General features: G+C 58.3%; 22 protein-coding genes. 2 read left to right on the top strand and 20 right to left on the bottom strand.

Going from position 1 to position 20,771, the window contains the following annotated elements:
* Positions 1–18: 18 nt before the first annotated feature.
* From DCS96_RS07875 to DCS96_RS07860, 4 genes are all read right to left on the bottom strand, one after another.
* Positions 19–591 carry a DUF1439 domain-containing protein gene (locus tag DCS96_RS07875; RefSeq protein ID WP_232818204.1) on the bottom strand — a complete coding sequence of 191 codons (573 nt, stop codon included), beginning with the start codon at positions 589–591 and terminating at the stop codon, positions 19–21.
* An 87-nt stretch (positions 592–678) separates the two neighbouring features.
* Positions 679–1,119 carry a YaiI/YqxD family protein gene (locus DCS96_RS07870; protein ID WP_198649954.1) on the bottom strand — a complete coding sequence of 147 codons (441 nt, stop codon included), beginning with the start codon at positions 1,117–1,119 and terminating at the stop codon, positions 679–681.
* Positions 1,119–1,520 carry a DUF2750 domain-containing protein gene (locus tag DCS96_RS07865; RefSeq protein WP_116473742.1) on the bottom strand — a complete coding sequence of 134 codons (402 nt, stop codon included), beginning with the start codon at positions 1,518–1,520 and terminating at the stop codon, positions 1,119–1,121. Before DCS96_RS07865 ends, DCS96_RS07870 begins: the two co-directional genes overlap by 1 nt.
* Before the next feature lie 36 nt (positions 1,521–1,556).
* A complete protein-coding gene (locus tag DCS96_RS07860; protein ID WP_116473741.1) occupies positions 1,557–1,766 on the bottom strand; it encodes a DUF2061 domain-containing protein in 210 nt (69 codons plus the stop codon).
* A 211-nt stretch (positions 1,767–1,977) separates the two neighbouring features.
* Here DCS96_RS07860 and aroG point away from each other — a divergent pair, with 211 nt between their 5' ends.
* Positions 1,978–3,036, top strand: a complete 1,059-nt coding sequence (gene aroG / locus DCS96_RS07855) for a 3-deoxy-7-phosphoheptulonate synthase AroG (RefSeq protein ID WP_116473740.1) — start codon at positions 1,978–1,980, stop codon at positions 3,034–3,036.
* A gap of 246 nt (positions 3,037–3,282) precedes the next feature.
* On the opposite strand, the gene DCS96_RS07850 is transcribed toward aroG, so the two are convergent.
* The 15 genes from DCS96_RS07850 to leuS all read right to left on the bottom strand — a co-directional run bounded on the left by DCS96_RS07850 (position 3,283) and on the right by leuS (position 18,337).
* Positions 3,283–4,356, bottom strand: a complete 1,074-nt coding sequence (locus DCS96_RS07850) for an NAD(P)H-dependent flavin oxidoreductase (protein ID WP_116473739.1) — start codon at positions 4,354–4,356, stop codon at positions 3,283–3,285.
* A 98-nt stretch (positions 4,357–4,454) separates the two neighbouring features.
* Positions 4,455–5,420: a lipoyl synthase gene (gene lipA, locus DCS96_RS07845; RefSeq protein WP_116473738.1), complete on the bottom strand. Its 966-nt coding sequence runs from the start codon at positions 5,418–5,420 to the stop codon at positions 4,455–4,457.
* The gene (lipB, locus tag DCS96_RS07840) at positions 5,417–6,070 is read right to left on the bottom strand and encodes a lipoyl(octanoyl) transferase LipB (RefSeq protein ID WP_116473737.1); all 654 of its coding nucleotides are present in this window, start codon (positions 6,068–6,070) and stop codon (positions 5,417–5,419) included. Before lipB ends, lipA begins: the two co-directional genes overlap by 4 nt.
* Positions 6,071–6,079: 9 nt before the next feature.
* Complete coding sequence (gene ybeD, locus DCS96_RS07835) at positions 6,080–6,343, bottom strand: DUF493 family protein YbeD (protein WP_116473736.1); 264 nt, start codon at positions 6,341–6,343, stop codon at positions 6,080–6,082.
* 163 nt (positions 6,344–6,506) lie between these two features.
* A complete protein-coding gene (locus tag DCS96_RS07830; RefSeq protein ID WP_408646008.1) occupies positions 6,507–7,691 on the bottom strand; it encodes a serine hydrolase in 1,185 nt (394 codons plus the stop codon).
* 66 nt (positions 7,692–7,757) lie between these two features.
* On the bottom strand, positions 7,758–8,675 hold the full coding sequence (locus DCS96_RS07825; RefSeq protein WP_116473734.1) for a septal ring lytic transglycosylase RlpA family protein: 918 nt from the start codon (positions 8,673–8,675) through the stop codon (positions 7,758–7,760).
* Positions 8,659–9,633 (bottom strand): lytic murein transglycosylase B, encoded by a 975-nt coding sequence (mltB, locus tag DCS96_RS07820; RefSeq protein WP_116473733.1) that lies wholly within the window; start codon positions 9,631–9,633, stop codon positions 8,659–8,661. Before mltB ends, DCS96_RS07825 begins: the two co-directional genes overlap by 17 nt.
* A gap of 12 nt (positions 9,634–9,645) precedes the next feature.
* Positions 9,646–10,752 (bottom strand): rod shape-determining protein RodA, encoded by a 1,107-nt coding sequence (gene rodA / locus DCS96_RS07815; protein ID WP_116473732.1) that lies wholly within the window; start codon positions 10,750–10,752, stop codon positions 9,646–9,648.
* Complete coding sequence (gene mrdA / locus DCS96_RS07810) at positions 10,745–12,631, bottom strand: penicillin-binding protein 2 (protein WP_116473731.1); 1,887 nt, start codon at positions 12,629–12,631, stop codon at positions 10,745–10,747. Before mrdA ends, rodA begins: the two co-directional genes overlap by 8 nt.
* 2 nt (positions 12,632–12,633) lie before the next feature.
* The gene (gene rlmH / locus DCS96_RS07805; protein WP_116473730.1) at positions 12,634–13,104 is read right to left on the bottom strand and encodes a 23S rRNA (pseudouridine(1915)-N(3))-methyltransferase RlmH; all 471 of its coding nucleotides are present in this window, start codon (positions 13,102–13,104) and stop codon (positions 12,634–12,636) included.
* The gene (gene rsfS, locus DCS96_RS07800; protein WP_116473729.1) at positions 13,104–13,445 is read right to left on the bottom strand and encodes a ribosome silencing factor; all 342 of its coding nucleotides are present in this window, start codon (positions 13,443–13,445) and stop codon (positions 13,104–13,106) included. Before rsfS ends, rlmH begins: the two co-directional genes overlap by 1 nt.
* Before the next feature lie 34 nt (positions 13,446–13,479).
* A complete protein-coding gene (gene nadD, locus DCS96_RS07795; protein WP_116473728.1) occupies positions 13,480–14,127 on the bottom strand; it encodes a nicotinate-nucleotide adenylyltransferase in 648 nt (215 codons plus the stop codon).
* Positions 14,124–15,146 carry a DNA polymerase III subunit delta gene (gene holA, locus DCS96_RS07790; protein ID WP_116473727.1) on the bottom strand — a complete coding sequence of 341 codons (1,023 nt, stop codon included), beginning with the start codon at positions 15,144–15,146 and terminating at the stop codon, positions 14,124–14,126. Before holA ends, nadD begins: the two co-directional genes overlap by 4 nt.
* Positions 15,146–15,631: an LPS-assembly lipoprotein LptE gene (locus DCS96_RS07785; RefSeq protein WP_116473726.1), complete on the bottom strand. Its 486-nt coding sequence runs from the start codon at positions 15,629–15,631 to the stop codon at positions 15,146–15,148. Before DCS96_RS07785 ends, holA begins: the two co-directional genes overlap by 1 nt.
* Positions 15,632–15,757: 126 nt before the next feature.
* Positions 15,758–18,337: a leucine--tRNA ligase gene (leuS, locus tag DCS96_RS07780; RefSeq protein WP_116473725.1), complete on the bottom strand. Its 2,580-nt coding sequence runs from the start codon at positions 18,335–18,337 to the stop codon at positions 15,758–15,760.
* Positions 18,338–18,458: 121 nt separating this feature from the next.
* On the opposite strand from leuS, the gene DCS96_RS07775 reads away from it, so the two are divergent.
* Positions 18,459–18,944, top strand: a complete 486-nt coding sequence (locus DCS96_RS07775; RefSeq protein ID WP_116473724.1) for a zinc ribbon-containing protein — start codon at positions 18,459–18,461, stop codon at positions 18,942–18,944.
* 235 nt (positions 18,945–19,179) lie between these two features.
* Here the strand turns inward: DCS96_RS07775 and DCS96_RS07770 are convergent, their stop codons facing one another.
* Entirely contained in the window at positions 19,180–20,562 is a 1,383-nt protein-coding gene (locus DCS96_RS07770; RefSeq protein ID WP_116473723.1) for an NAD(P)-binding domain-containing protein, read from the bottom strand.
* Positions 20,563–20,771: the final 209 nt, after the last annotated feature.

The following is a 20,771-nucleotide window of genomic DNA, read 5'->3' as shown; positions in this document are numbered from 1 at the left end:
GTTATTGGACCTGGGGGGCTAATCGCTGAAGCGGGGGCTGAAAACCAGACGCCCGGGCATGATATCCATGGCGATGGGGGCCTTGGTCAGCCAACCGTAACGGCTGTCGTCCAGACGATACACCGGTTGGTTTTCCAGCACAGCCCGAACCAGCTGCATCATGCCGACCGAGGCGGCGGACATGTCCCCCTGGTAGCCGAAAGCATTGACCTTGCTCTGCAACAGGTTGAGATCCCGCAAGTAGATAGCGTTCTGCTGACGGTCATAGACGGGCCGGCCTTCGATCACCAGATCCAGCCTGGCCGGGAAGCGAGCCACCAGGGCATTGATGGCGGTTTCACCCTGCAGATCGAGGCGCACCACCTGGCGGTTGTCCGGTCCTATCGCCAGCCGGAGGTTGTCTATCCGGGTCTGAACCAGCCCCTGGCTGAGCTGGGGCGCTTTCTGTTCCAGCAGGGTATAGAGAGATCTTTCTATTTCGCTTTCCGATACGCTGTACTGGCTGAGCCCGGCGCAGGCACTCAGCAGCAGTGACGTCAATAACAGCAACAGGGGTTTAACCGAGTTTTTAACAACCAGGAAGTTACGCACGAACGGCTCCTTTTTCGCCGGATCTAAAGCGGCAGTGTAGCCCAAGCCGGGTGCGTAAATCCCGGGATTTAGCGGATCATTTGGCAGCTATTGGCGCAACAATTGATCCAGCTGGTTGGCAAAGGCCTGGCGGTCGGCCTGATTCAGGCTGGCGGGTCCGCCGGTCTGTACCCCGCTGGAGCGCAGGGTATCCATAAAGTCCCGCATGGTCAGCTTGGCGCGAATGGTGCCGTTATCGAAGCGTTCTCCCCGTGGGCTGAGTACCCGGGCTCCCTTGGCCAGGGCATCCGCAGCCAGGGGGATATCGGCGGTGATCAGAATGTCGCCGGCGACAATGCGCGCCACGATTTCGTTATCGGCGATATCGAATCCCTTGGGGACCTGCAGTTGCCTGATCAGGGGGGAGGGTGGCAGCGGTAGGCTGTGGTTGGCAACCATGACAAGCTCGGTGCCGGTACGCTCGGCGGCCCGAAATAAAATGTCCCGAATTACCTTGGGGCAGGCGTCGGCATCGACCCAGATCTGCATCAGTTATGGCGTCCCTGCTTTTGTTTGCGGGCGATAGCCTCTGCCAGCTCCCGGGGCTCGACCACCACACCGGTTTCATCCAGTGTCGGGAAGACCGCCACCAGCAGTTCGTCCTCTTCCATGCCGGGTACCCAGCGGGCCAGCCAGACTTGCAGGCTGAGGGCTTCCGGGGTGCAATGGCTCCAGTCGTCCCTGGCCCAGTCTTGGGCGTAGTCGGCATGAGGCCAGACCGGGATGCAATCTTCGTCGTCGTCGGAGGTAAGCATCATGCAGCCGTGCTCGTCGGTCAGGATCCACAGCTCCTGGTGCTCACAGACCCGGGCTACAAAGTGATTGAAGCGTTCGTCATCCCGCATTGTCTGGGCGGCATTTTTATCGGCGGTGGTCAATGTGTAGCTCATGCTGGACTCTCGTTAAGGTGCTTGATGTGGGCATGTTCACACCGGCAGCACCTTGTTGTCCAGCCCAAGCTGGCGACGCCGGCCGTATTTGCTCCACACTTTTTCATGAAAATAATAGGCCACCGTGTTGATCATGGGCTCAATCAGGGCGATCAGGCCGCCGATCAGCAGGTCACCGCTTAGCAGGTAGGCCACGCTGAAGGCAACGGTAAAGTGCACTGTGGCGAAGGTCAGGGTCTTGATCATGGTGCTGTTCTCCTCGGGTCTATAGGGGTAAATGATAATCGTTATCATCTTGATGGCAAGTTGAATATTCCTATGACTTCGATAGGGACCGCTTATCCAGGTTATCTGCCGATAAAGCGGGATTGAACGTTTACAGCCGGGCCCCGCTCGGGATAGATTGAAAATAATTTTTTTGGGTACGCGCCCACGCAATTAGCAGTCAGGATTTAGTATGCATTACCAGACAGACGATATTCGTATCAATGAAATCAAGGAGCTGTTACCCCCGGTAGCGGTTTTGGAAAAATACCCGGCAACGGACACCGCCTCGACCACAGTGTTTGAATCCCGTCAGGCCATTCACCGCATCCTGGCCGGAGAAGACGATCGGCTGCTGGTGGTTGTCGGGCCCTGCTCCATTCATGATACCGTCGCCGCTATCGAGTACGGCAAACAGCTCAAGCCGTTACGGGACAAATATGCCGACCGGTTGGAAATCGTGATGCGGGTCTATTTCGAAAAACCGCGTACTACCGTGGGCTGGAAGGGACTGATCAACGATCCTTATATGGACAACAGCTTCCAGATCAATGACGGCCTGCGTATCGGCCGCAAATTGCTGCTTGATTTAAACGATCTGGGGCTGCCGACTGCCAGTGAATTTCTTGACATGATCACCCCCCAATACGTGGCTGACCTGATGAGTTGGGGGGCCATAGGTGCGCGCACCACAGAATCCCAGGTGCATCGGGAACTGGCCTCCGGCCTGTCCTGTCCGGTGGGTTTCAAGAATGGTACAGACGGCACCATCAAGGTGGCGGTCGATGCCATCGGCGCGGCCAGTGCCCCTCACCACTTCCTGTCGGTTACCAAATACGGCCACTCGGCGATAGTGTCCACCGCCGGCAACCCGGATTGTCATATCATACTGCGCGGTGGCAAGGAACCCAATTACAGCGCCGAGCATGTGGCGGCGGTGTTTGCCGGGCTGGAAAAGTCCGGCCTGCCGAATAAGGTGATGATCGACTTCAGCCATGCCAACAGCAGCAAACAGTATCAGCGGCAAATGGTGGTGTGCGAGGATGTATGCGGGCAGATCGCCGGCGGCAACCAGGGCATCTTCGGGGTCATGGTCGAAAGTCATCTGATCGAAGGGCGCCAGGATCTTATAGAAGGCAAGGAGCTGACTTTCGGGCAGAGCATTACCGATGCCTGCATCGGCTGGGACGATACCGAACGGCTGCTGGCCTCGCTGGCCAAGGCGGTGACGGCTCGGCGGCAGGGGGCGTAAGCTGCCTTCTTGGAAATCACAAGGCCCGCATAAGCGGGCTTTGTTTTTACTGATTCATACCCCATCGTATTAAATACTTGATCTGTTTGATGATTATGCCAACCTTTGTCCTCCTTGATGCACTAGAGTCGCCTGTTGGCGCGGTCTGCGGGCAGCTTAGGAGGAGTTCATGGCGTGTCGTGGGAGGCGGCTGTGTTGCCTCTGAGTTCCGGTTTGAGAAAGATCAGACCTTTATTTGAATTGGTATTACACGTCCACCAGGTCCTGTTCATCCAGTGGCGCAATGTTGTGACTCTCCTTTATTAGCAGGGCCACGAGATCTGCGACCGGGAGCTCCCTGCCCATCGCCACTCCTTCGCCCGCCCACAGGGATAAATACTCCTCGTTATCCTGCCTGGCTGCCGCCTGCCGGAGCGGTTGGGTGAGCAGGTGTTGCAGAGGATAGGGCGCGACGGGCGCTTCGGCCAGCCGACGCATCATGGCATTGTTGATGCCGCGGGCCAATTTGCCGGAGAACACCCGGGTCAGTTGGGTATCTTCCCCCCTGGCGGCCAGCAGTGCCCGCCGGTAGGCGGTATTGATGGCCGCCTCGGGCGTAAACAGGAAAGCGGTCCCCAGTTGCACCGCCGCCGCGCCCATGGCCATGGCGGCGGCCATGCCCCGACCGTTCATGATACCGCCGGCGGCAATCACCGGCAGGCTGACCTGGCTCGACACTTCGGGCAACAGGGTGAGCAGGCTTTGGGGAGACGCCGCCTGGCGGGCGCTGAAGCTACCCCTGTGACCCCCCGCCTCGCCCCCCTGGACGACGATGGCATCAACTCCTGCAGCCTCCAGCTGACAGGCTTCATCCTTGGAGGTGGCGGTGCCGATAATAAAGGTATCGCGGGCCTTGAGCGCGGTGATTTCGGCCTGGCTGAGGATCCCGAAGGTAAACGACACTACGGGAACATTGGCTTCCAGTATGGCGCTGAACTGCTCGTCAAACCCGGGCGCCGGTTGCTCGGGCAAGGGGAGCGGGCCCAAAGCCAGCTGTTGGGCTATGGGTTGCAGCGCCCGATGGGCGGCGGCGATATCTTCCGCTTCGGCGGTGATTTTATTCGGTACAAACAGGTTGACGGAGAAAGGGTGTGAGGTGCGGGCCTGGATCTCCCGGCAGGCATGATAAATCTGCTCGCCGCCAAGATAGCCGGCAGCCAGCGAGCCGAGGGCTCCGGCTTCACTGACGGCGGCGACCAGCGATGGCGTGGTAACCCCCGCCATCGGGGCCTGGATAAGGGGATGAAGGATCCCGAGGCGTTCACATAACCGACGTTGCATCTACTCTATCCCTGTTGAGGAGTGAGCTTCAAAAGTAGGATAAACGCACCGGGGACGCCAGCCCCCCAGAAAAAAGAAGCCTTTCGGCTCCTTTTTGCTTATTTGACTTCCACGCCCTGGGCCTGCAGATCCGCGTGATAGGACGAGCGCACAAAGGGGCCGCAGGCGGCATGGCTGAAGCCGATGCTGTCGGCCACGGCCTTGAGTTCGTCAAATTCGGCGGGCGGCACGTAGCGTTTCACCGGCAGGTGATGGCGGCTGGGCTGCAGGTATTGGCCCAGGGTGAGCATGGTGACGTTGTGCTCGCGCAGATCCTTGAGCACCTCGACGATTTCCTCGTTGGTTTCACCCAGGCCCATCATCAGACCGGACTTGGTGGCTACCTGGGGATGGATCTCCTTGAAACGACGCAGCAGTTCCAGGGACCACTTGTAGTCGGCACCGGGGCGGGCCAGGCGGTACAGGCGCGGTGCGGTTTCCAGATTGTGGTTGAACACATCCGGAGGCGTGTCCTTGAGGATCTCCAGGGCGGTATCCATACGGCCACGGAAGTCGGGGGTCAGGATCTCGATCTTGGTTGTGGGGCTTTGCTCGCGAATGGCTCGGATACAGTCGGCAAAATGCTGGGCGCCACCATCGCGCAGATCGTCCCGGTCGACCGAGGTGATCACCACATATTTCAGGCCCAGCTCCTTGATGGTCTTGGCCAGCTTGGCCGGCTCGTTCGGATCCACGGCCAGCGGGCGGCCATGAGCCACGTCACAGAAGGGGCAGCGACGGGTACAGATGGCCCCCAGGATCATAAAGGTGGCGGTGCCGTGGTTGAAGCACTCGGGCAGGTTGGGGCAAGAAGCCTCTTCACAGACAGAGTGCAGGTTGTTCTCGCGCATGATGTTCTTGAGCCCCTGTATGCGCTGGTTGCTGGGAGGAAGTTTAATCTTCATCCACTCCGGCTTGCGTAACACTTCCTCCTCGGCATCCGGCATAAACTTGACCGGGATCAGGGCCATCTTATCGGCGTCACGCAATTTTACGCCAGGCTCGACGCGTACAGGTTTGCTCATAATTTAATTTTCTCTGTGGTGTAGTAGAGATGTTGGTAGCCAAGCCGATCTGCCAGCAAGGGTACCAGCCTGGTTTGTGCTTCCTCTAGGCTCTGTGGGCCACCCAGGGCACAACACTGGGTCATTGCCATTCCGGCATAACCGCAGGGATTAATTCGTAGAAAGGGGCTTAAATCCATGTTGACGTTCAAGGCCAGGCCATGGAAAGAGCAGCCGCGCCGCACGCGCAGCCCAAGGGAGGCGATTTTGCTCTGGTCGACATAGACACCGGGCGCATCGGGTCTGGCATGGGCTTGGATCTGATAATCGGCCAGCAGGCTGATTATCGATTCTTCCATGGCGGTAACCAGTGGCCTGACGCCCAGTTTTTTGCGGCGTACATCCAGCAACATATAGAGGACCAGCTGACCGGGGCCATGATAGGTCACCTGACCGCCCCGGTCGGTTTGCACCAGCGGTATGTCACCCGGATCCAGTACATGTTCGGCCTTGCCGGTCTGTCCCTGGGTAAACACCGGCAGATGCTCAACCAGCCAGAATTCGTCTTCGGTATCCTGATCCCGTTGGTCGGTAAACAGCTGCATGGTATGCCATACATGCTCATAGGAGGCCTGCCCCCAATGCCTGACCGTCAGCTTGTCATTATGCATAGGGCATTCCTAGAGCACATATTTAACCAGATCCAACTGCCCCAGGGCATGGTAAAGTCGTTCGACCTGTTCCTTGCTTTCCACCCTGACATAGACGGTCACCGAGTGGTAGGTGCCTTTGCTGCTGGGGCGAACCTGGGGACTGTAGTCACCGGGGGCATGTTGCTGGAGCACCTCTACCACCAGATCGGGCAGGCGTGCATCGGCCAGGCCGAGGATCTTGAAGGGAAAGCGGCAGGGAAACTCGAGCAACTCATCAAACTTGGTATTCATGGCAACCTTTGCTTTAGCTGTATTCGGTGGATGACACTCGGTGAGTTGTCATCGATAAGGGCATTTTTACCATAAAATCGGCTAATCTGAAACCGGTAAGGAGCAGGGAGAGGGGATTATTGTGGCGTTAGGAAAGACGGGTGCTGCCGCACCCGTCTGCTGATTAATTGAACAGGTCCTGGATTAGTAATTTGATGTAGTCGATCAGGCGGCTGAAGATGCCCCCCTGTTCTATGTCTTCCAGTGCCACCAGCGGCAGGGTACGGACTTCCTTGCCGGCCAGCGTCAGGTGCAGGGTGCCCACCTGTTCGCCCCTGGCCAATGGCGCCCTGAGGGCCTTGTCCAGGGTAAAGTCGGCCTTCAGGTTCTGTGCCTGGCCTCGGGGAATGGTGACCGCTACTTGCTCGGCGACCCCCAGGCTGACAGTGTCCTTGTCACCCATCCAGATGCGCTGGCTGACCACCTCGGCCCCGGCCTGATAGGGGGTCAGGGTTTGGAAGAAACGGAAACCATAGGTGAGCAGCTTCTTGCTTTCAGAAGCGCGTACCTTTTCATTGGCGGCTCCCATTACCACGGCGATCAGCCGCATATCTTCCTTGGTTGCCGAGGATACCAGGTTGTAGCCGACCGCCTCCACATGTCCGGTCTTGATGCCGTCGACATTCAGGGAGTTATCCCACAACAGGGAATTGCGGTTATGCTGGGTGATGCCATTGAAGGTGAAGGACTTTTCCGCATAGACGGCATATTCTTCCGGTACATCGCGGATCAATGCCTGCCCCAGCAGTGCCATATCCCGGGCCGTGGTGTACATCTCTTCGCTGTGCAGGCCATGGGGGGTCACGAAGTGGCTGTCGCGCATACCCAATCTGGCTGCCCAGGAGTTCATCAGATCGGCGAACGAGTTGACGCTGCCGGCCAGATGCTCGGCAACGGCGACGGTGGCATCGTTACCGGACTGGATGACGATACCCCGATTCAGATCGTCAATGCTGACCTGCTTGCCGACCTCGAGAAACATCACAGACGAGCCGGGAAAGTTTTGCGCCCAGGCGGCTTCGCTGATAGTCACCATGTCTTCGCGCTTGACTTTACCGTCTTTCAGGGCCTGTCCCAGGATATAGGAGGTCATCATTTTGGTCAGGCTGGCAGGAGGCAGGCGCTCGTCGGCGTTATTGGCAACCAGCAGCTGGCCGCTGCTGTAATCCATCAGTACATAAGACTTGGCCGCGATCGCCGGTGCTTCGGGAACCGCCTGTATTTCCGGGGCCAGGGGAGGCACAGTTTGAGCGTGAGCTGCAAACGAGACGAAGGCAGCGGCAATGAAAGAAGAAAGTGATTTAACCATACGCATAACGACTGTTTGGTCCCTGTTTAATTGGCAATAGCTGCCGGTTGATGACAATTGTTGGAATTATTGGTTCAGAAAATAGGCCTGTGAATACCCGGCGGCGATGAGCCTGGCCAGGGTATCTTGTGTCTGGTGTGCCGGAATTGGTCCCATTTGCAACCTAAACCATTCAGACCTCTGCTCAACCCGGGCGGGGAAACCATACTCCTTGCTTAATTGGGCGGCAAGTGCTTTGGCCCTGTCACTGGAACGGGTGGCCAACAGTTGAATATGGCGGCCGTTGGGGACAGGGCTCTGCTTGGCGGCAGGAGCGGCGGCCCGGGACTGGTAGGCTACGGGGGTGCCGGTGACCGGCGGCTGCCTGCCGGTGGATGCCAGCCGTATCGGCTTGCCGTCGGGTGCGAAGCGGAGCAACTCGACCCGTACCTGCGCCGTACCGGTATCGAGCATGTCCAGCTTATAGGCGGCGGCATAGGACAGATCGATGATACGGCCGCCATGGAAGGGGCCTCGATCATTCACCCGCACGATCACCTGCTTGCCATTCTGGGTGTTGGTCACCTTGACAAAGGAAGGCAGCGGCAGGTGCTTGTGGGCGGCGGTCATGGTGAACATATCGTAGATCTCGCCGTTGGAGGTTTCATAGCCATGAAACTTGGCACCATACCAGGAAGCCAGGCCTTCATCCTGATAGTGCTCTACGTCATTCCACACCTGGTAGTCACTGCCCCAGACATTGTAGTCCCGATTGCCCCGACGGCTGTAGGGCTCGTAACGGGGAACCGCGTTTTGTACATGGTCCATGTTGGGAGCATTGGCCGGCATCTTGTCCTGCCGCAGGGCATAACGGCCGCCGGCGGTTTCCCTGTCATAGGCGGCATCGGCGTCCGGGGTCGGCCGTCCGGTTTGCTCCGGTTGACTGCTGCAGGCAATCAAACCCAGTGCCGTCAGGGGCAGCAGGTATTTAACGAGATTGTTCATAAGCCTGTTTCAGTTGCTCGCTTAGTTGATAGACGGCCATGGCATACAGGGGGCTGCGATTATAACGGGTGATAACATAAAAATTATGCCGCACTATCCAATATTCGGGGCCTGCTTCGCCATCCAGGCGGATAAGCTTGACCGGTGTTTCCGGACTCAGGGCGCTGTCAAGTTGCACCCCGGCTTCGCTCAGTTCAGCCCAGCTGTTGCTGATCTCGAGTGCAGGATTCAGCAAACCGGTGATCGCGTTTTCATCCGTAACCCGGGCAGGATAGGCCACTTCCTCGTCCCAATGCCAGTCATGCTCCCTGAAATAGTTGGCGACACTGCCGATGGCGTCAGTGGTGTCGAATAAATCACGGGTGCCATCACCGTCGAAGTCGATGGCGAAATGACGATAACTGGAAGAGATAAACTGGCCCATGCCCATGGCGCCGGCATAAGAGCCGTTCTGCTCGGTCAGGGACCAGCCCTGCTCCTTGGCCAGCTGCAGGTAGTGCCCCAACTCGGAGCGGAAGAAGGCCCCGCGGGGAGGATAGTGAAAGCCCAGGGTGTAGAGCGCATCCAGCACCCGGGTTTTACCCATATGACTACCGTAAAAGGTCTCTACCCCGATGATGGCGGTGACTATCTGGGGCGGTACCTGCAGTTCTTGCGCGGCGCGGTTCAGGCTGGCCTCATGGGTTTGCCAGAATTCGAGGCCCTGCCGCAGCCGTTTTTCGGTCAGGAAAATGGGCCGGTACTGATTCCAGGGCTTACTCTCTGCCGGGCGGGTTATGGTATCGATAATGGATTGCTGGTAGCTGGCCTGTTTCAGCGCCGCCGTGAGTTCAGATGCGGGCAGCTCGAAGCGCTGGCTCAGCTCTTCGAGCCAGGCTTGTTGTTCGGTATTGAGTTCAGTTGCCTGAGCCGTTGAAGCCAGCAGCAGGGCGGCGGCAGGAAAGAGAGCAAGACGCATTCATTAGTCCTTTTATTTTGCCAATAGGCGTCTATGGGTGTGCACGGACATCAGGATGCCAAATCCGGCCATCAGTGTCACCATGGAGGTACCGCCATAGCTTATCAGGGGCAGGGGCACGCCGACCACAGGCAGCAGGCCGCTGACCATGCCGATATTGACAAACACATACACAAAAAAGGTCAGCGTCAGGGCACCCGCCAGCAGGCGCTGGAAGGCGCCCTGGGCCTGGATAGAGATATGCAGGCCGCGGCCGATGATAAACAGGTACAGCAGCATCAGCAGGCTGACGCCCACCAGCCCGAACTCCTCGCTGATTACTGCAAAGATGAAGTCGGTATGGCGCTCGGGGAGAAACTCCAGCTGGGACTGGGTACCCTGCAACCAGCCCTTGCCCCACAGGCCACCGGAGCCGATCGCTATCTTGGACTGGATGATATGATAACCGGCACCCAGAGGATCACTTTCCGGATCCAGCAGTGTCAGAACCCGTCGTTTCTGGTAGTCATGCATGAAGAAGTACCAGAGCAGGGGCAGGAACCCCGCCAGTGCCGCCATCGCTGCCATGATCAGCCGCCACGACATGCCGGCCAGGAAGATCACGAAAAAACCGGATGCGGCCACCAGGATGGAGGTGCCCAGATCCGGTTGCCGGGCGATCAGCAGGGTGGGGAGCAACACCAGCCCGCAGGCCAGGGCCACGTGCAGTAACCCGGGGGGCAGGGGATAACGGCTGATATAGGTGGCAATCATCATCGGCATCACCAATTTCATGATCTCCGATGGCTGGAAGCGGAACGAGCCTACCTCCAGCCAGCGCTGGGCGCCCTTGCCGATATCGCCGACCAGCAATACCAACACCAGCAGCAGCACCCCCAGGGCAAAGACGGGAGGGGCCCAACGGGCATAGAATGAGGGGGGCAGCTGGGCCAGTATCAGCAGGACCACCAGTGACAGCCCGACCCTGACTGCCTGACGGTTGATGGCATTCATGTCTTCGCCGGTGGCGGAATACAGTATGGCCATGCTGGCGGTGAGCAGGGTCAGCAGGCCCACCAGCAGGGGCCAATCCAGGTGAAGGCGTTCCCACAGGCTGCGACGAGGAGCGTGTTTATTCATCCGGGGATATCTCATCTATGGGGTCGGGTTCGGGAAGCAGGTAGGCATCCAGCATGGCACGGGCAATGGGCGCGGCATTGGAGCTGCCGCCACCGGCATTTTCCAGTACCACGGAAATCACCACCTGCGGATCGTCAAAGGGAGCGAAGGCCACGAACAGGGCATTGTCGCGCAAGTGCTCCTTGGTACTGGCGTGATTGTACTGCTGGTTTTCGGCCAGGCTGAAAACCTGGGCGGTACCGGACTTGCCGCCGGCCTTGTAGGGTGTACCCGCAAAGGCCCGCCTGGCCGTGCCTTCCCGGCCATTGATCACCCGATACATGCCATCCAGGGCCACCTTCCAATAGCTGTCTTGCAGTATTCGGATGGGTTCCCCCTTACTGACCGGCATGTCGAGCACCCCATTCTCGCTGGCAATACCACGCAGCAATCTGGGGTGAACGGTTTCGCCATGATCCACCAGGATGGAGGTAGCCCGGGCCAGCTGTAGCGGGGTCGTGGTCCAGTAGCCCTGTCCTATGCCCACGGAAATGGTATCGCCCTGGTACCAGGGTTGCCGGTGGCGGGCCTGCTTCCAGTTCCGTGAGGGCATGATGGCGCTGGTTTCCTCATGCAAGTCTATGCCCGAATACTGGCCGAATCCAAAGTGGCTCATATATTCATTCATGGTGTCTATGCCGGTCCGATAGGCCAGATCGTAGAAAAATGTATCGGCGGAGATTTCGATGGCGCGATAGACATCCATCCAGCCATGGCCCCAGCGGCGCCAGTCCCGGAACTTGCGCGTGGTGTTGGGAATTTGGAAATAAGGGCCGCCGAAGAAGCGCGTTCTCGCGGTAATGGCCCCCTCGTTCAGTCCCATGACGGCCAGCATGGGCTTGACGGTAGAGGCGGGCGCATACACCCCCTGGCTGGCCCGGTTGATCAGCGGTCGGTCGGGGTTGTTGAGCAGGCCGCGATAATCGGGGCCGCTGATGCCATGCACAAACAGGTTGGGGTCGTAGCTGGGACTGGACATGATGGCTAGTACCTGGCCGTCCTTGGGCCGCATCAGCACAATGGCGCCGCGTTTACCCGCCAGCAGCTGCTGGGCACGGGCTTGCAGCCGGATATCGATATTCAGATAGATATCGCTGCCGGCGATGGGGGGCTGATACTTGAGGGTACGGATCACCCGGCCGCGGTTATTAACCTCAACTTCCTGATAGCCGGCCTGGCCGTGGAGCAGATCTTCATAGTAGCGCTCGACACCCAGCTTGCCGATGTCTCGGGTGGCGGCATAGTTGGCCAGCTTGTTTTCTTCCCTCAGCCGCTCCACGTCCTTGTCGTTGATCTTGGCCATATAGCCGAGGGCGTGAGTCAGGGTATCCCGGTACGGGTAAAAGCGTTTCAGGTAGGCTTCTATATTGGCGCCGGGGAACTTGTGCTGGTTGATGCTGAACAGGGCGACCTGTTTTTCGGTCAGCCGGCTGGCCAGGGGAACGGGGGTCGAGCGACGCTGCCGCTTGGCTTCGGTGAGAAAACGTTCTTTTGCCTCCTCATCCAGCTCGAGGAGGACCGTCAGGCGGTCGAGAGTATCATCGAGATCGGCGGTCTGCTCCGGAATGATCTCCAGGCTGTAGATGGGGCGGTTTTCGGCCAGTAATACCCCATTACGGTCATAAACGAGCCCCCGGGTCGGGGCGATGGGCACCACCTTGATGCGGTTGTCATTGGAACGGGTCTGATAGGCCTTGTGCTCGTTGACCTGCAAATGATAAAGGTTGGCAAACAGGATCCCCATCAGCACCAGGATACCGATAAAGGACACCAGTGCCCGGCGCCAGTGCAGGAAGGATTCTGCGTTATGATCCCGCATCTTTACCCGACCTTTTGCCATGCTTACTCTCTGTGGTAGGGAAGGTTGTTGTTGATGCTCCAGGCACGGTACAGACTCTCGGCCGCGACCACCCGCACCAGGGGATGGGGCAGGGTGAGGGGGGAGAGTGACCAGGACTGCTCGGCGGCGGCCTTACAGGCGGAGGCAAGCCCCTCGGGGCCGCCAATCAGGATGGCGATATCCCTTCCGTCCAGCTGCCAGCGGGTAAGTTGCTCGGCAAGGTGCTCCGTCGTCCAGGGGCGTCCCGGAATATCCAGGGTGACGATACGCGCCGACTTGGGCACAGCCGCCAGCATTTGCTCGCCTTCCTTGTGGAGAATACGCCCGATATCGGCATTCTTGCCGCGCTTGCCGGCTGCTATCTCGACCAGTTCCAGGGGCAGATCACGGGGAAAGCGGCGTTGGTATTCCTGAAAGCCAGTCGTGACCCAGGCCGGCATTTTGGTGCCGACCGCCACCAACTGGAGTTTCATCAGGCGTAGGCTCCGGTCGCGCTTTTACCCCAGAGTTTTTCCAGCTGATAGAAGTCGCGGGTTTCTTCCTGCATCACATGGACGATCACCTCACCCAGGTCGACCAGTACCCATTCGCCTATGCCCTGGCCTTCTACACCCAGCGGTGTTAGTCCGGCGTGTTTGGCTTCGGTGGCCAGATGGTCGGCGATGGCGTTGACATGGCGGTTGGAGTTACCGGAACAGATGATCATGCAGTCTGTGATGGTGGATTTACCGCTGACATCCAGGACCAGGATATCGCGGGCTTTAAGATCGTCCAGTTTATCGACGATAAAGTCGTGCAATTGGTTACCTTGCAAGGGGCTAGTCTCCTCATTCATAAATGGCGGCGGATTATAGCACGGGCTCTTGATAGAGTCCCTTATCTCGAATATAGGCTGTTACCGGATCAGGCAGCAAATATTGAGGATTGTTCCCTTCTTTTATACAACGACGGATCTGGCTCGAGGAGATGTCCAGCTGGGGGTTGTCGAACAGATAGATGGTCCCTGCCGGCTGACTGTGCAGGCGCTGTATATCGCGGGTACCCTGCTGTCGGTACAGTTGCTCCACCTCGGGGTTGAACACCGGTTGCCAGCCGGGCCGGTGGCTGACCACCAGGTGAGCATAGTCGAGCAGCTCCTGCCAGCGGTGCCAGCGGTTAAGCGACAGCAAGGAGTCCATGCCCATCAGGAAACACAGGGGGGTGGCGGGCCGCTCGCGGCGCAGTTCTATCAGGGTGTCGATGGTATAGGAGGGACGGTTGCGCCTGAGTTCCCGGTCATCAACCACCAAGCCCGGGGTGCAGGCGGCGGCGAGGGTCACCATGGCCAGCCGGTGCCTGGGGGCGCTGTCGGGGGTGGCCCTGTGCGGGGGGATATAGTTGGGCAGCAGCCGGATGTGGTCCAGCCCGAGCTGTTCAAGGATGGCGATGGCCGGTCGTAGGTGGCCGATGTGAATGGGGTCGAAGGTGCCCCCCAGTAATCCGATGGGTTTGGTCATGGCATTATGGTCAAGGGAGTAGCATCAAAAAAGCCGACGCAGAGGCTGTACAGCCAGCGCCAGGCCTGCTCGTCGTCGAATTCCGCGAGGGCCTGGTCGGCGGCGGCCAGCATAGCCTGCAGCTGGGTTAGCTTGTCGAGCGGTAGGCGGGCCAGGGCAGCCTGAACCAGGGGCTGCCGGCTGGACCAGATATGGTGTTGGGCGACAGCCTGTTGAAAATGTTGCCCGTCCTGCAGGGCCAGTTGCAGTTCGATCAGCATGGCCAGCTCCCGGGCCAAAATATGGCAGAGCATGCCGGCTTCAATGCCTTCCTGACGGAGTTGCAACAGGATGCGGCAGCTCCGCTTGATCTTGCCCTGCAACAGGGGGTCAAGTAGTTGAAACGGATTGAAGTGGTGCTGAGGCTGAACGATATCCTGCAGGCCGCTCAGGGTCAGAGGTTGCGGCAGTTCCAGCAGCGCCAGCTTTTCAATTTCGCCTGCTGCCGCCAGTAGGTTGCCTTCGAAGGCGTAAACCAGCCAGCGCAAGGCATCGGGTTCGGCCCGAAGGCCGTAGCGATGCAGTCGCTGTTCCAGCCAGCGCGGGAAATGGCGGGCATCGGGGGTATTAACGGTTACGGTGGGACCTGCCGCTGCAAGTGCCTTGAACCAGGCGGATTTCTGCTGTGCCTGATTGAGCCGGGGGGCCGATACCAGCAGTAACAGATCCGGATGGCAGAGGCCACAGAGCTCACGTATGCGTTCCGAGGCGGTTTTATCCAGCTTTTCCGGCAGCTGTAGTTCGATGATCTGCCGCTGGCTGAACAGACTGAGGGACTGACTGGCATCGAAGATGGCATCCCAGTCAAGACTTTGATCGGCACTGAACGCGTGCCTTTCCTCGAACCCCTGGGTACGTGCGGCGGCCCGTAGGCTGTCTATCGCCTCCAGCTTCAGCAGCGGCTCATCCCCATAAACCAAATAGCAGGGCGCGAGCCCTGCCTTCAGGTGTTGGGATAACTGCTCCGGGTACAGGCGCATCAATAGCTCAGGCGGCTCAGCTGCCGCACTATCTGGGCGGCGGCTTCTCTTTCCATATCCTGGCGAAGCTGTTCCTGCTCTCGGCTGGATGCCAGGGCCAGGTTGGATTTGTCGAGGAAGCTGCGGTTGAAGGCGACATTGAATACCTGTCGAGGCTGCTCGGGAATATCCAGGGTAAAGCGGGTGGCGAAACGGGTGGCGTATTCCAGAGTATCGGCATGGGTATCAACCGACGCGGTGACATTGCTCTGTCCCAGCTCGCTGATGGTCAACACCGGCGTGTTGCCGTCGGCTTCGACCAGGCGTACCCCGGCGCGTGATAGGCGGGCCGAGACCAGCCGGTAGAACTGGGTTTTATCGTCGCCGGCCAGTACCAGGGTCTGCAGCTCGGGCGGCAGGCGGTCACCGCCCCGCAGCTGAAAACCGCAGCCGGCCAGCAGTAGCGTCAGCAGTATGAGAATGCCTGCCTTGATGCGAGTGAGCATAATAACTCCTTTAAAAGCAGCCTTCAGCTGTCGGCTTGAAGCCGGAAGAGAAAGGCTTGAGTGAACAAGCCTTTATGTAAATACTTCTAGCTTCTAGCTTCTAGCTTCTAGCTTCTAGCTTCTAGCTTAGTTAGCCACGATATTCAGCAACTTGCCCGGCACATAGATCACCTTGCGGACGGTCTTGCCATCCAGGTGACGAGCCACGTTTTCATCGCTGCGAGCGGCATTTTCCACCTGCTCCTGGCTGGCATCGGCGGACACGGTTATCTTGCCGCGCACCTTGCCGTTGACCTGCACCACCACCAGTTTCTCATCTTCCACCAGGGCATCGGTATCAGCGATCGGCCAGTTGGCGTGGTCGATATCTTCCCTGCCCAGCGCCCGCCACAGCTCGAAGCAGGTATGGGGCACGATCGGATGCAGCATCACCACTATGGCTTCCAGCGCTTCCTGTAACAGGGCGCGGTTCTGGGTGTCAGACATATCCACCTTGGCCAGCTTGTTCATTAGTTCCATGATGGCGGCGATGGCGGTGTTGAAGGTCTGGCGGCGGCCCACGTCGTCACTGACCTTGTTGATGGTCTTGTGCACATCCCGGCGTAGCGCCTTCTGCTCATTGTTCAGGCCGGCTATGTTGAGCGCCTCTGTGGTGCCCAGGGAATGATGTTCAAACACCAGTCTCCACAACCGCTTGAGGAAGCGCTGGGCGCCTTCCACGCCTGAGTCTGACCATTCCAGGGTCATGTCGGCGGGAGAGGCGAACATCATGAACAGGCGTACGGTATCGGCACCGTATTTGTCTACCATCAGCTGGGGGTCGATGCCGTTGTTCTTGGACTTGGACATCTTGGTCATGCCGGTGTGCACCAACTCGTTACCGTCCTTGTCCAGGGCGCGGCTGATGCGGCCCTTTTCATCCCGCTCTATGGTCACGTCCACCGGGCTGACCCAGGTGCGTGCGCCCTTGTCATCGGTGCGATAGAAGGCATCGGCCAGCACCATGCCCTGGCACAGCAGGCGCTTGAAGGGCTCGTCCGATTCCACCAGGCCGGTGTCGCGCAGCAGCTTGTGGAAAAAGCGGGCGTAGAGCAGGTGCATACAGGCGTGTTCGATGCCGCCGATGTACTGGTCGACCGGCAGCCAGTAGTTGGCCTTTTCCACATCCAGCATGCCCTGATCGTAGTCGGGGCTGCAGTAGCGGGCATAATACCAGGATGACTCCATAAAGGTGTCGAAGGTGTCGGTCTCGCGCAGCGCCGGCTGGCCATTATAGCTGGTCCTGGCCCACTCGGGATCGGCCTTGATCGGGCTCTGGATACCATCCATGGTGACGTCTTCCGGCAGAACCACCGGCAGCTGATCTTCCGGCGCGCCGACCACGGAACCGTCTTCCAGGTTGAGCATGGGAATGGGCGCGCCCCAGTAACGCTGGCGGCTTACTCCCCAGTCACGCAGGCGGAAGTTAACGGTGCGCCGCCCCAGGCCCTTGGCGGTCAGGGCGGTGGAGATGGCATCGAAGGCCTGCTCGAAATCCAGACCGCTGAATTCACCGGAGTCGAACAAGATGCCCTTTTCGGTATAGGCGGCCTCGGAGATATCCAACTCGCTGCCGTCGGTAGGCTGGATCACCGGAATGATATCCAGACCGTACTGGGTAGCGAATTCATAGTCACGCTGGTCATGGGCGGGCACCGCCATCACCGCGCCCGAACCGTAATCCATCAGCACGAAGTTGGCGACCCAGATGGGCACCTGTTTGCCGGTCAGCGGGTGCACCGCATAGAAGCCGGTGGCCATGCCTTTTTTCTCCATGGTGGCCATTTCGGCTTCCGCCACCTTGTGGTGCTTGCATTCCTCGATAAAGGCGGCCAGTTCCGGATTGTGCTCGGCGGCGCGGGCGGCCAGCGCGTGACCGGCGGCTATGCCCACATAGGTTACCCCGAACAGGGTGTCCGGGCGGGTGGTATAGACATCAAAGTGTTCGTCCTGGCCGGCGACCGCAAAGCTCAGGGTGACGCCTTCGCTGCGGCCGATCCAGTTGCGCTGCATGGTCTTGACCTGTTCGGGCCAGTCGTCCAGGTTATCGATGTCGTTGAGCAGCTCTTCCGCGTATTCGGTGATCTTGATGAACCACTGGGGGATTTCCTTCTGCTCGACCGGAGTATCGCAGCGCCAGCAGCAGCCGTCGTTGACCTGCTCGTTGGCAAGCACGGTTTCGTCGTTGGGACACCAGTTGACGGACGAGGTTTTCTTGTAGACCAGGCCTTTCTCATAGAGCTTGGTAAAGAACCACTGCTCCCAGCGGTAATATTCAGGGGTGCAGGTGGCCAGTTCCCGATCCCAGTCGTAGCCGAAACCCAGCCGCTTGAGCTGGTTTTTCATATAATCGATGTTTTCATAGGTCCAGGGGGCCGGCGCCGTCTTGTTGTTGATGGCGGCATTTTCCGCCGGCAGGCCGAAGGCATCCCAACCGATGGGCTGCAGTACATTTTTCCCCTGCAGGCGTTGGTAGCGGGAGATAACGTCACCTATGGTGTAGTTACGTACATGCCCCATATGCAGCCGACCTGATGGGTAGGGGAACATGGACAGGCAGTAGAACTTGTCTTTGCCCGGCTGCTCTGTCGCCTTGAAGGTCTGCTGTTCTGCCCACAAGCGTTGCACTTCGGGCTCGATATTCTGGGGAATGTATTGCTCTTGCATTAGTGACATCCGGATCTGTGAAATGGGTGATAAACCACGGCGATAAATCGCCATAGAATACCCCAGGGGGGTAAAGGCAACAATAGCCGCACCCTCCGGGTTCTGAATCCAAGGGGGGATCATGAGCAATCACGAGCAAAAACATAAGAAGGGTTATGACGCCTTTGTCGAGGAGTTGCACCGTCAATGGCAGCAAACCGAAGACACCACCATCAAGGAAATGGTGGAAACGACCCAGGCCTACATGGAAGCGGCCGGCGATCTGACCAGGGATGAGCTGGCCTTGATAGCTCAATATGTGAAGCGGGATTTGGCGGAGCTTGGCAACAGCGGTGACGAATTCAGGGACAGTGTCTTCTATCGGCGGATCAAGGAAACCGTGTGGGGCTGGCTGGCCAATGCTACTGACAAGAGCCAGCTGGAGTGGCAGGAATTCACCAATGAGCTTGAGCATCACGGCGAATACCGGGCGGGAGAGATAGTCGGGCCCGGCATCTACGACTGCACCTTGTGCGCCCACCCCCACGAGGTGACCCACCCGGAAGTGCTGACCACCTGCCTGGAGTGCAACCACGATACCTTTATTCGCCGGCCGCTGATGCCATAATTACAGTCCGAGGCTGGTCGCGAACAGGGCGTCATCAGCCTCGAACAATCGCTATTTTCTGCAAATTGCCGCATATATTTTTAGCTCGATTTCAGCCGCCGGCGCTTGCGTCACTGCTTGCTGGCGCCTGCTTCTTTCATCCGTCAGACCCGGCAAGAGGGCCAGGCCTTTCAGACGGAGTGTATAATCCCAAACAGATTAAATAACCGAGCTATTATCAGCTTGAGGCCAAACCTCAGTCGACTTTGTCGAAGCTCTTGTTCTCGGCAAAGTCGAGGGACATAAAGCTTTCCAGCGAGTCGTCCTTGATCTCCAGCCAGGTCGCCGGCAGGCGGGTAGCCATGGTGCCGGTGACGGTGGAGCGGTAGCACTTCTCGCGAAAGTTCATGATGCCGGCCTGCTTGTCCTGCTGCCATTCTTTCAGCAGAGCGGCCTGGGCTTCCACCTTGAACTCGGGATAGTCGGTGGGGCCGAGCAGATCACGAATGTAGCCGGCCTGGAAGTCGATGGAGTCGCAGCAACCACCCAGCTGCTCGTGACGCTCCAGCCAGTGCTGCATGTCTTTGCGGCGCTCATCCGCTTCCGGCAGGGTGATCTTGCCCAGCATCACATCCCGGGCATACCAGGCCTGAGCATCAAACATGTTGAAGGTGAAATACTGATCCTGCATGCCCAGGTAGATCATCTTCGGGTTGTTCTGGAAGAAAATGCCCTTGTACAGGTTGTCCGGGTACAGGCAGTTGTGAGTCTGCAGGCGCAGTGCATCCGGCAGGAACGGGAAGTGGAACAGGTAGCCGGTGCACATAATGATGGCATCGAACGCCTTGCTGGAGCCATCGGCAAAATAGCCGGTGTTGCCGTCGAAGTGGGCCAGCAGCGGACGCTCTTCCATTCCCTCGGGCCAGTCAAAGCCCAGCGGGTTGCTGCGGTAGCTGATGGTGACCGATTTGGCGCCGTACTTGTAGCACTGGGAGCCGATGTCTTCCGCCGAATAGCTGGCACCCACCAGCAGCACGTTCTTGTCCTTGAATTCCAGGGCATCACGGAAGTCATGGGCATGCAGCACCCGGCCGGGGAACTGTTCCACCCCTTCAAAGTAAGGCATGTTGGGGGTGGAGAAATGACCGGTGGCCACCACCACATAATCGAACTCTTCACTTTCCTGCTGACCGCGCTTGTGATTCATCACGGTCACGGTGAACTTGCCGGTGGCATCGTCATGGCTTACCCAGCGAACCGGGCATTCAAAACGGATGTATTTAGAAATGGCCTGCTGGTCGATACGACCCATGATGTAGTCTTTCAGCACGGCACGCGGCGGATAGGAGGGAATGGCACGGCCGAAATGCTCGTCAAAAGAGTAGTCGGCAAATTCCAGACACTCTTTCGGACCGTTGGACCACAAATACCGATACATGCTGCCATGAACTGGCTCGCCATTTTTATCTAGACCCGTACGCCATGTGTAGTTCCACATGCCACCGATATCGCTTTGCTTTTCAAAGCAAACGATTTCCGGCAGGTTTTGAATGCCTGCCTTGCGAGCTGCCTCAAACGCTCTCAACTGTGCCAGACCACTGGGGCCAGCGCCCAAAATCGCGATTTTCTGCTTGCTCACACTTTAACTCCTCTCGTGAAATTGATTTCTATACTAAAGGAATTATTTGTTTTATTACAATTGAATACGAAAAAATGAACAGTAAATAATCATAAGTACGAAATAATGTTCCACTAAACATTTATGTTAAGAAAAGCTCCGGAACTGGTAGATCGCTTTGTCATTAACACCGGATCAGGCTCCACCCTGCATGGACAGGATTTGTCAAG

It is taken from the genome of Zobellella maritima (assembly GCF_003075035.1).
Taxonomy (GTDB): Bacteria; Pseudomonadota; Gammaproteobacteria; order Enterobacterales; family Aeromonadaceae; genus Oceanimonas; species Oceanimonas maritima.
The sequence above is the reverse complement of the archived record's forward strand: the minus strand, read 5'-3'. Positions and strand labels throughout refer to the sequence as shown.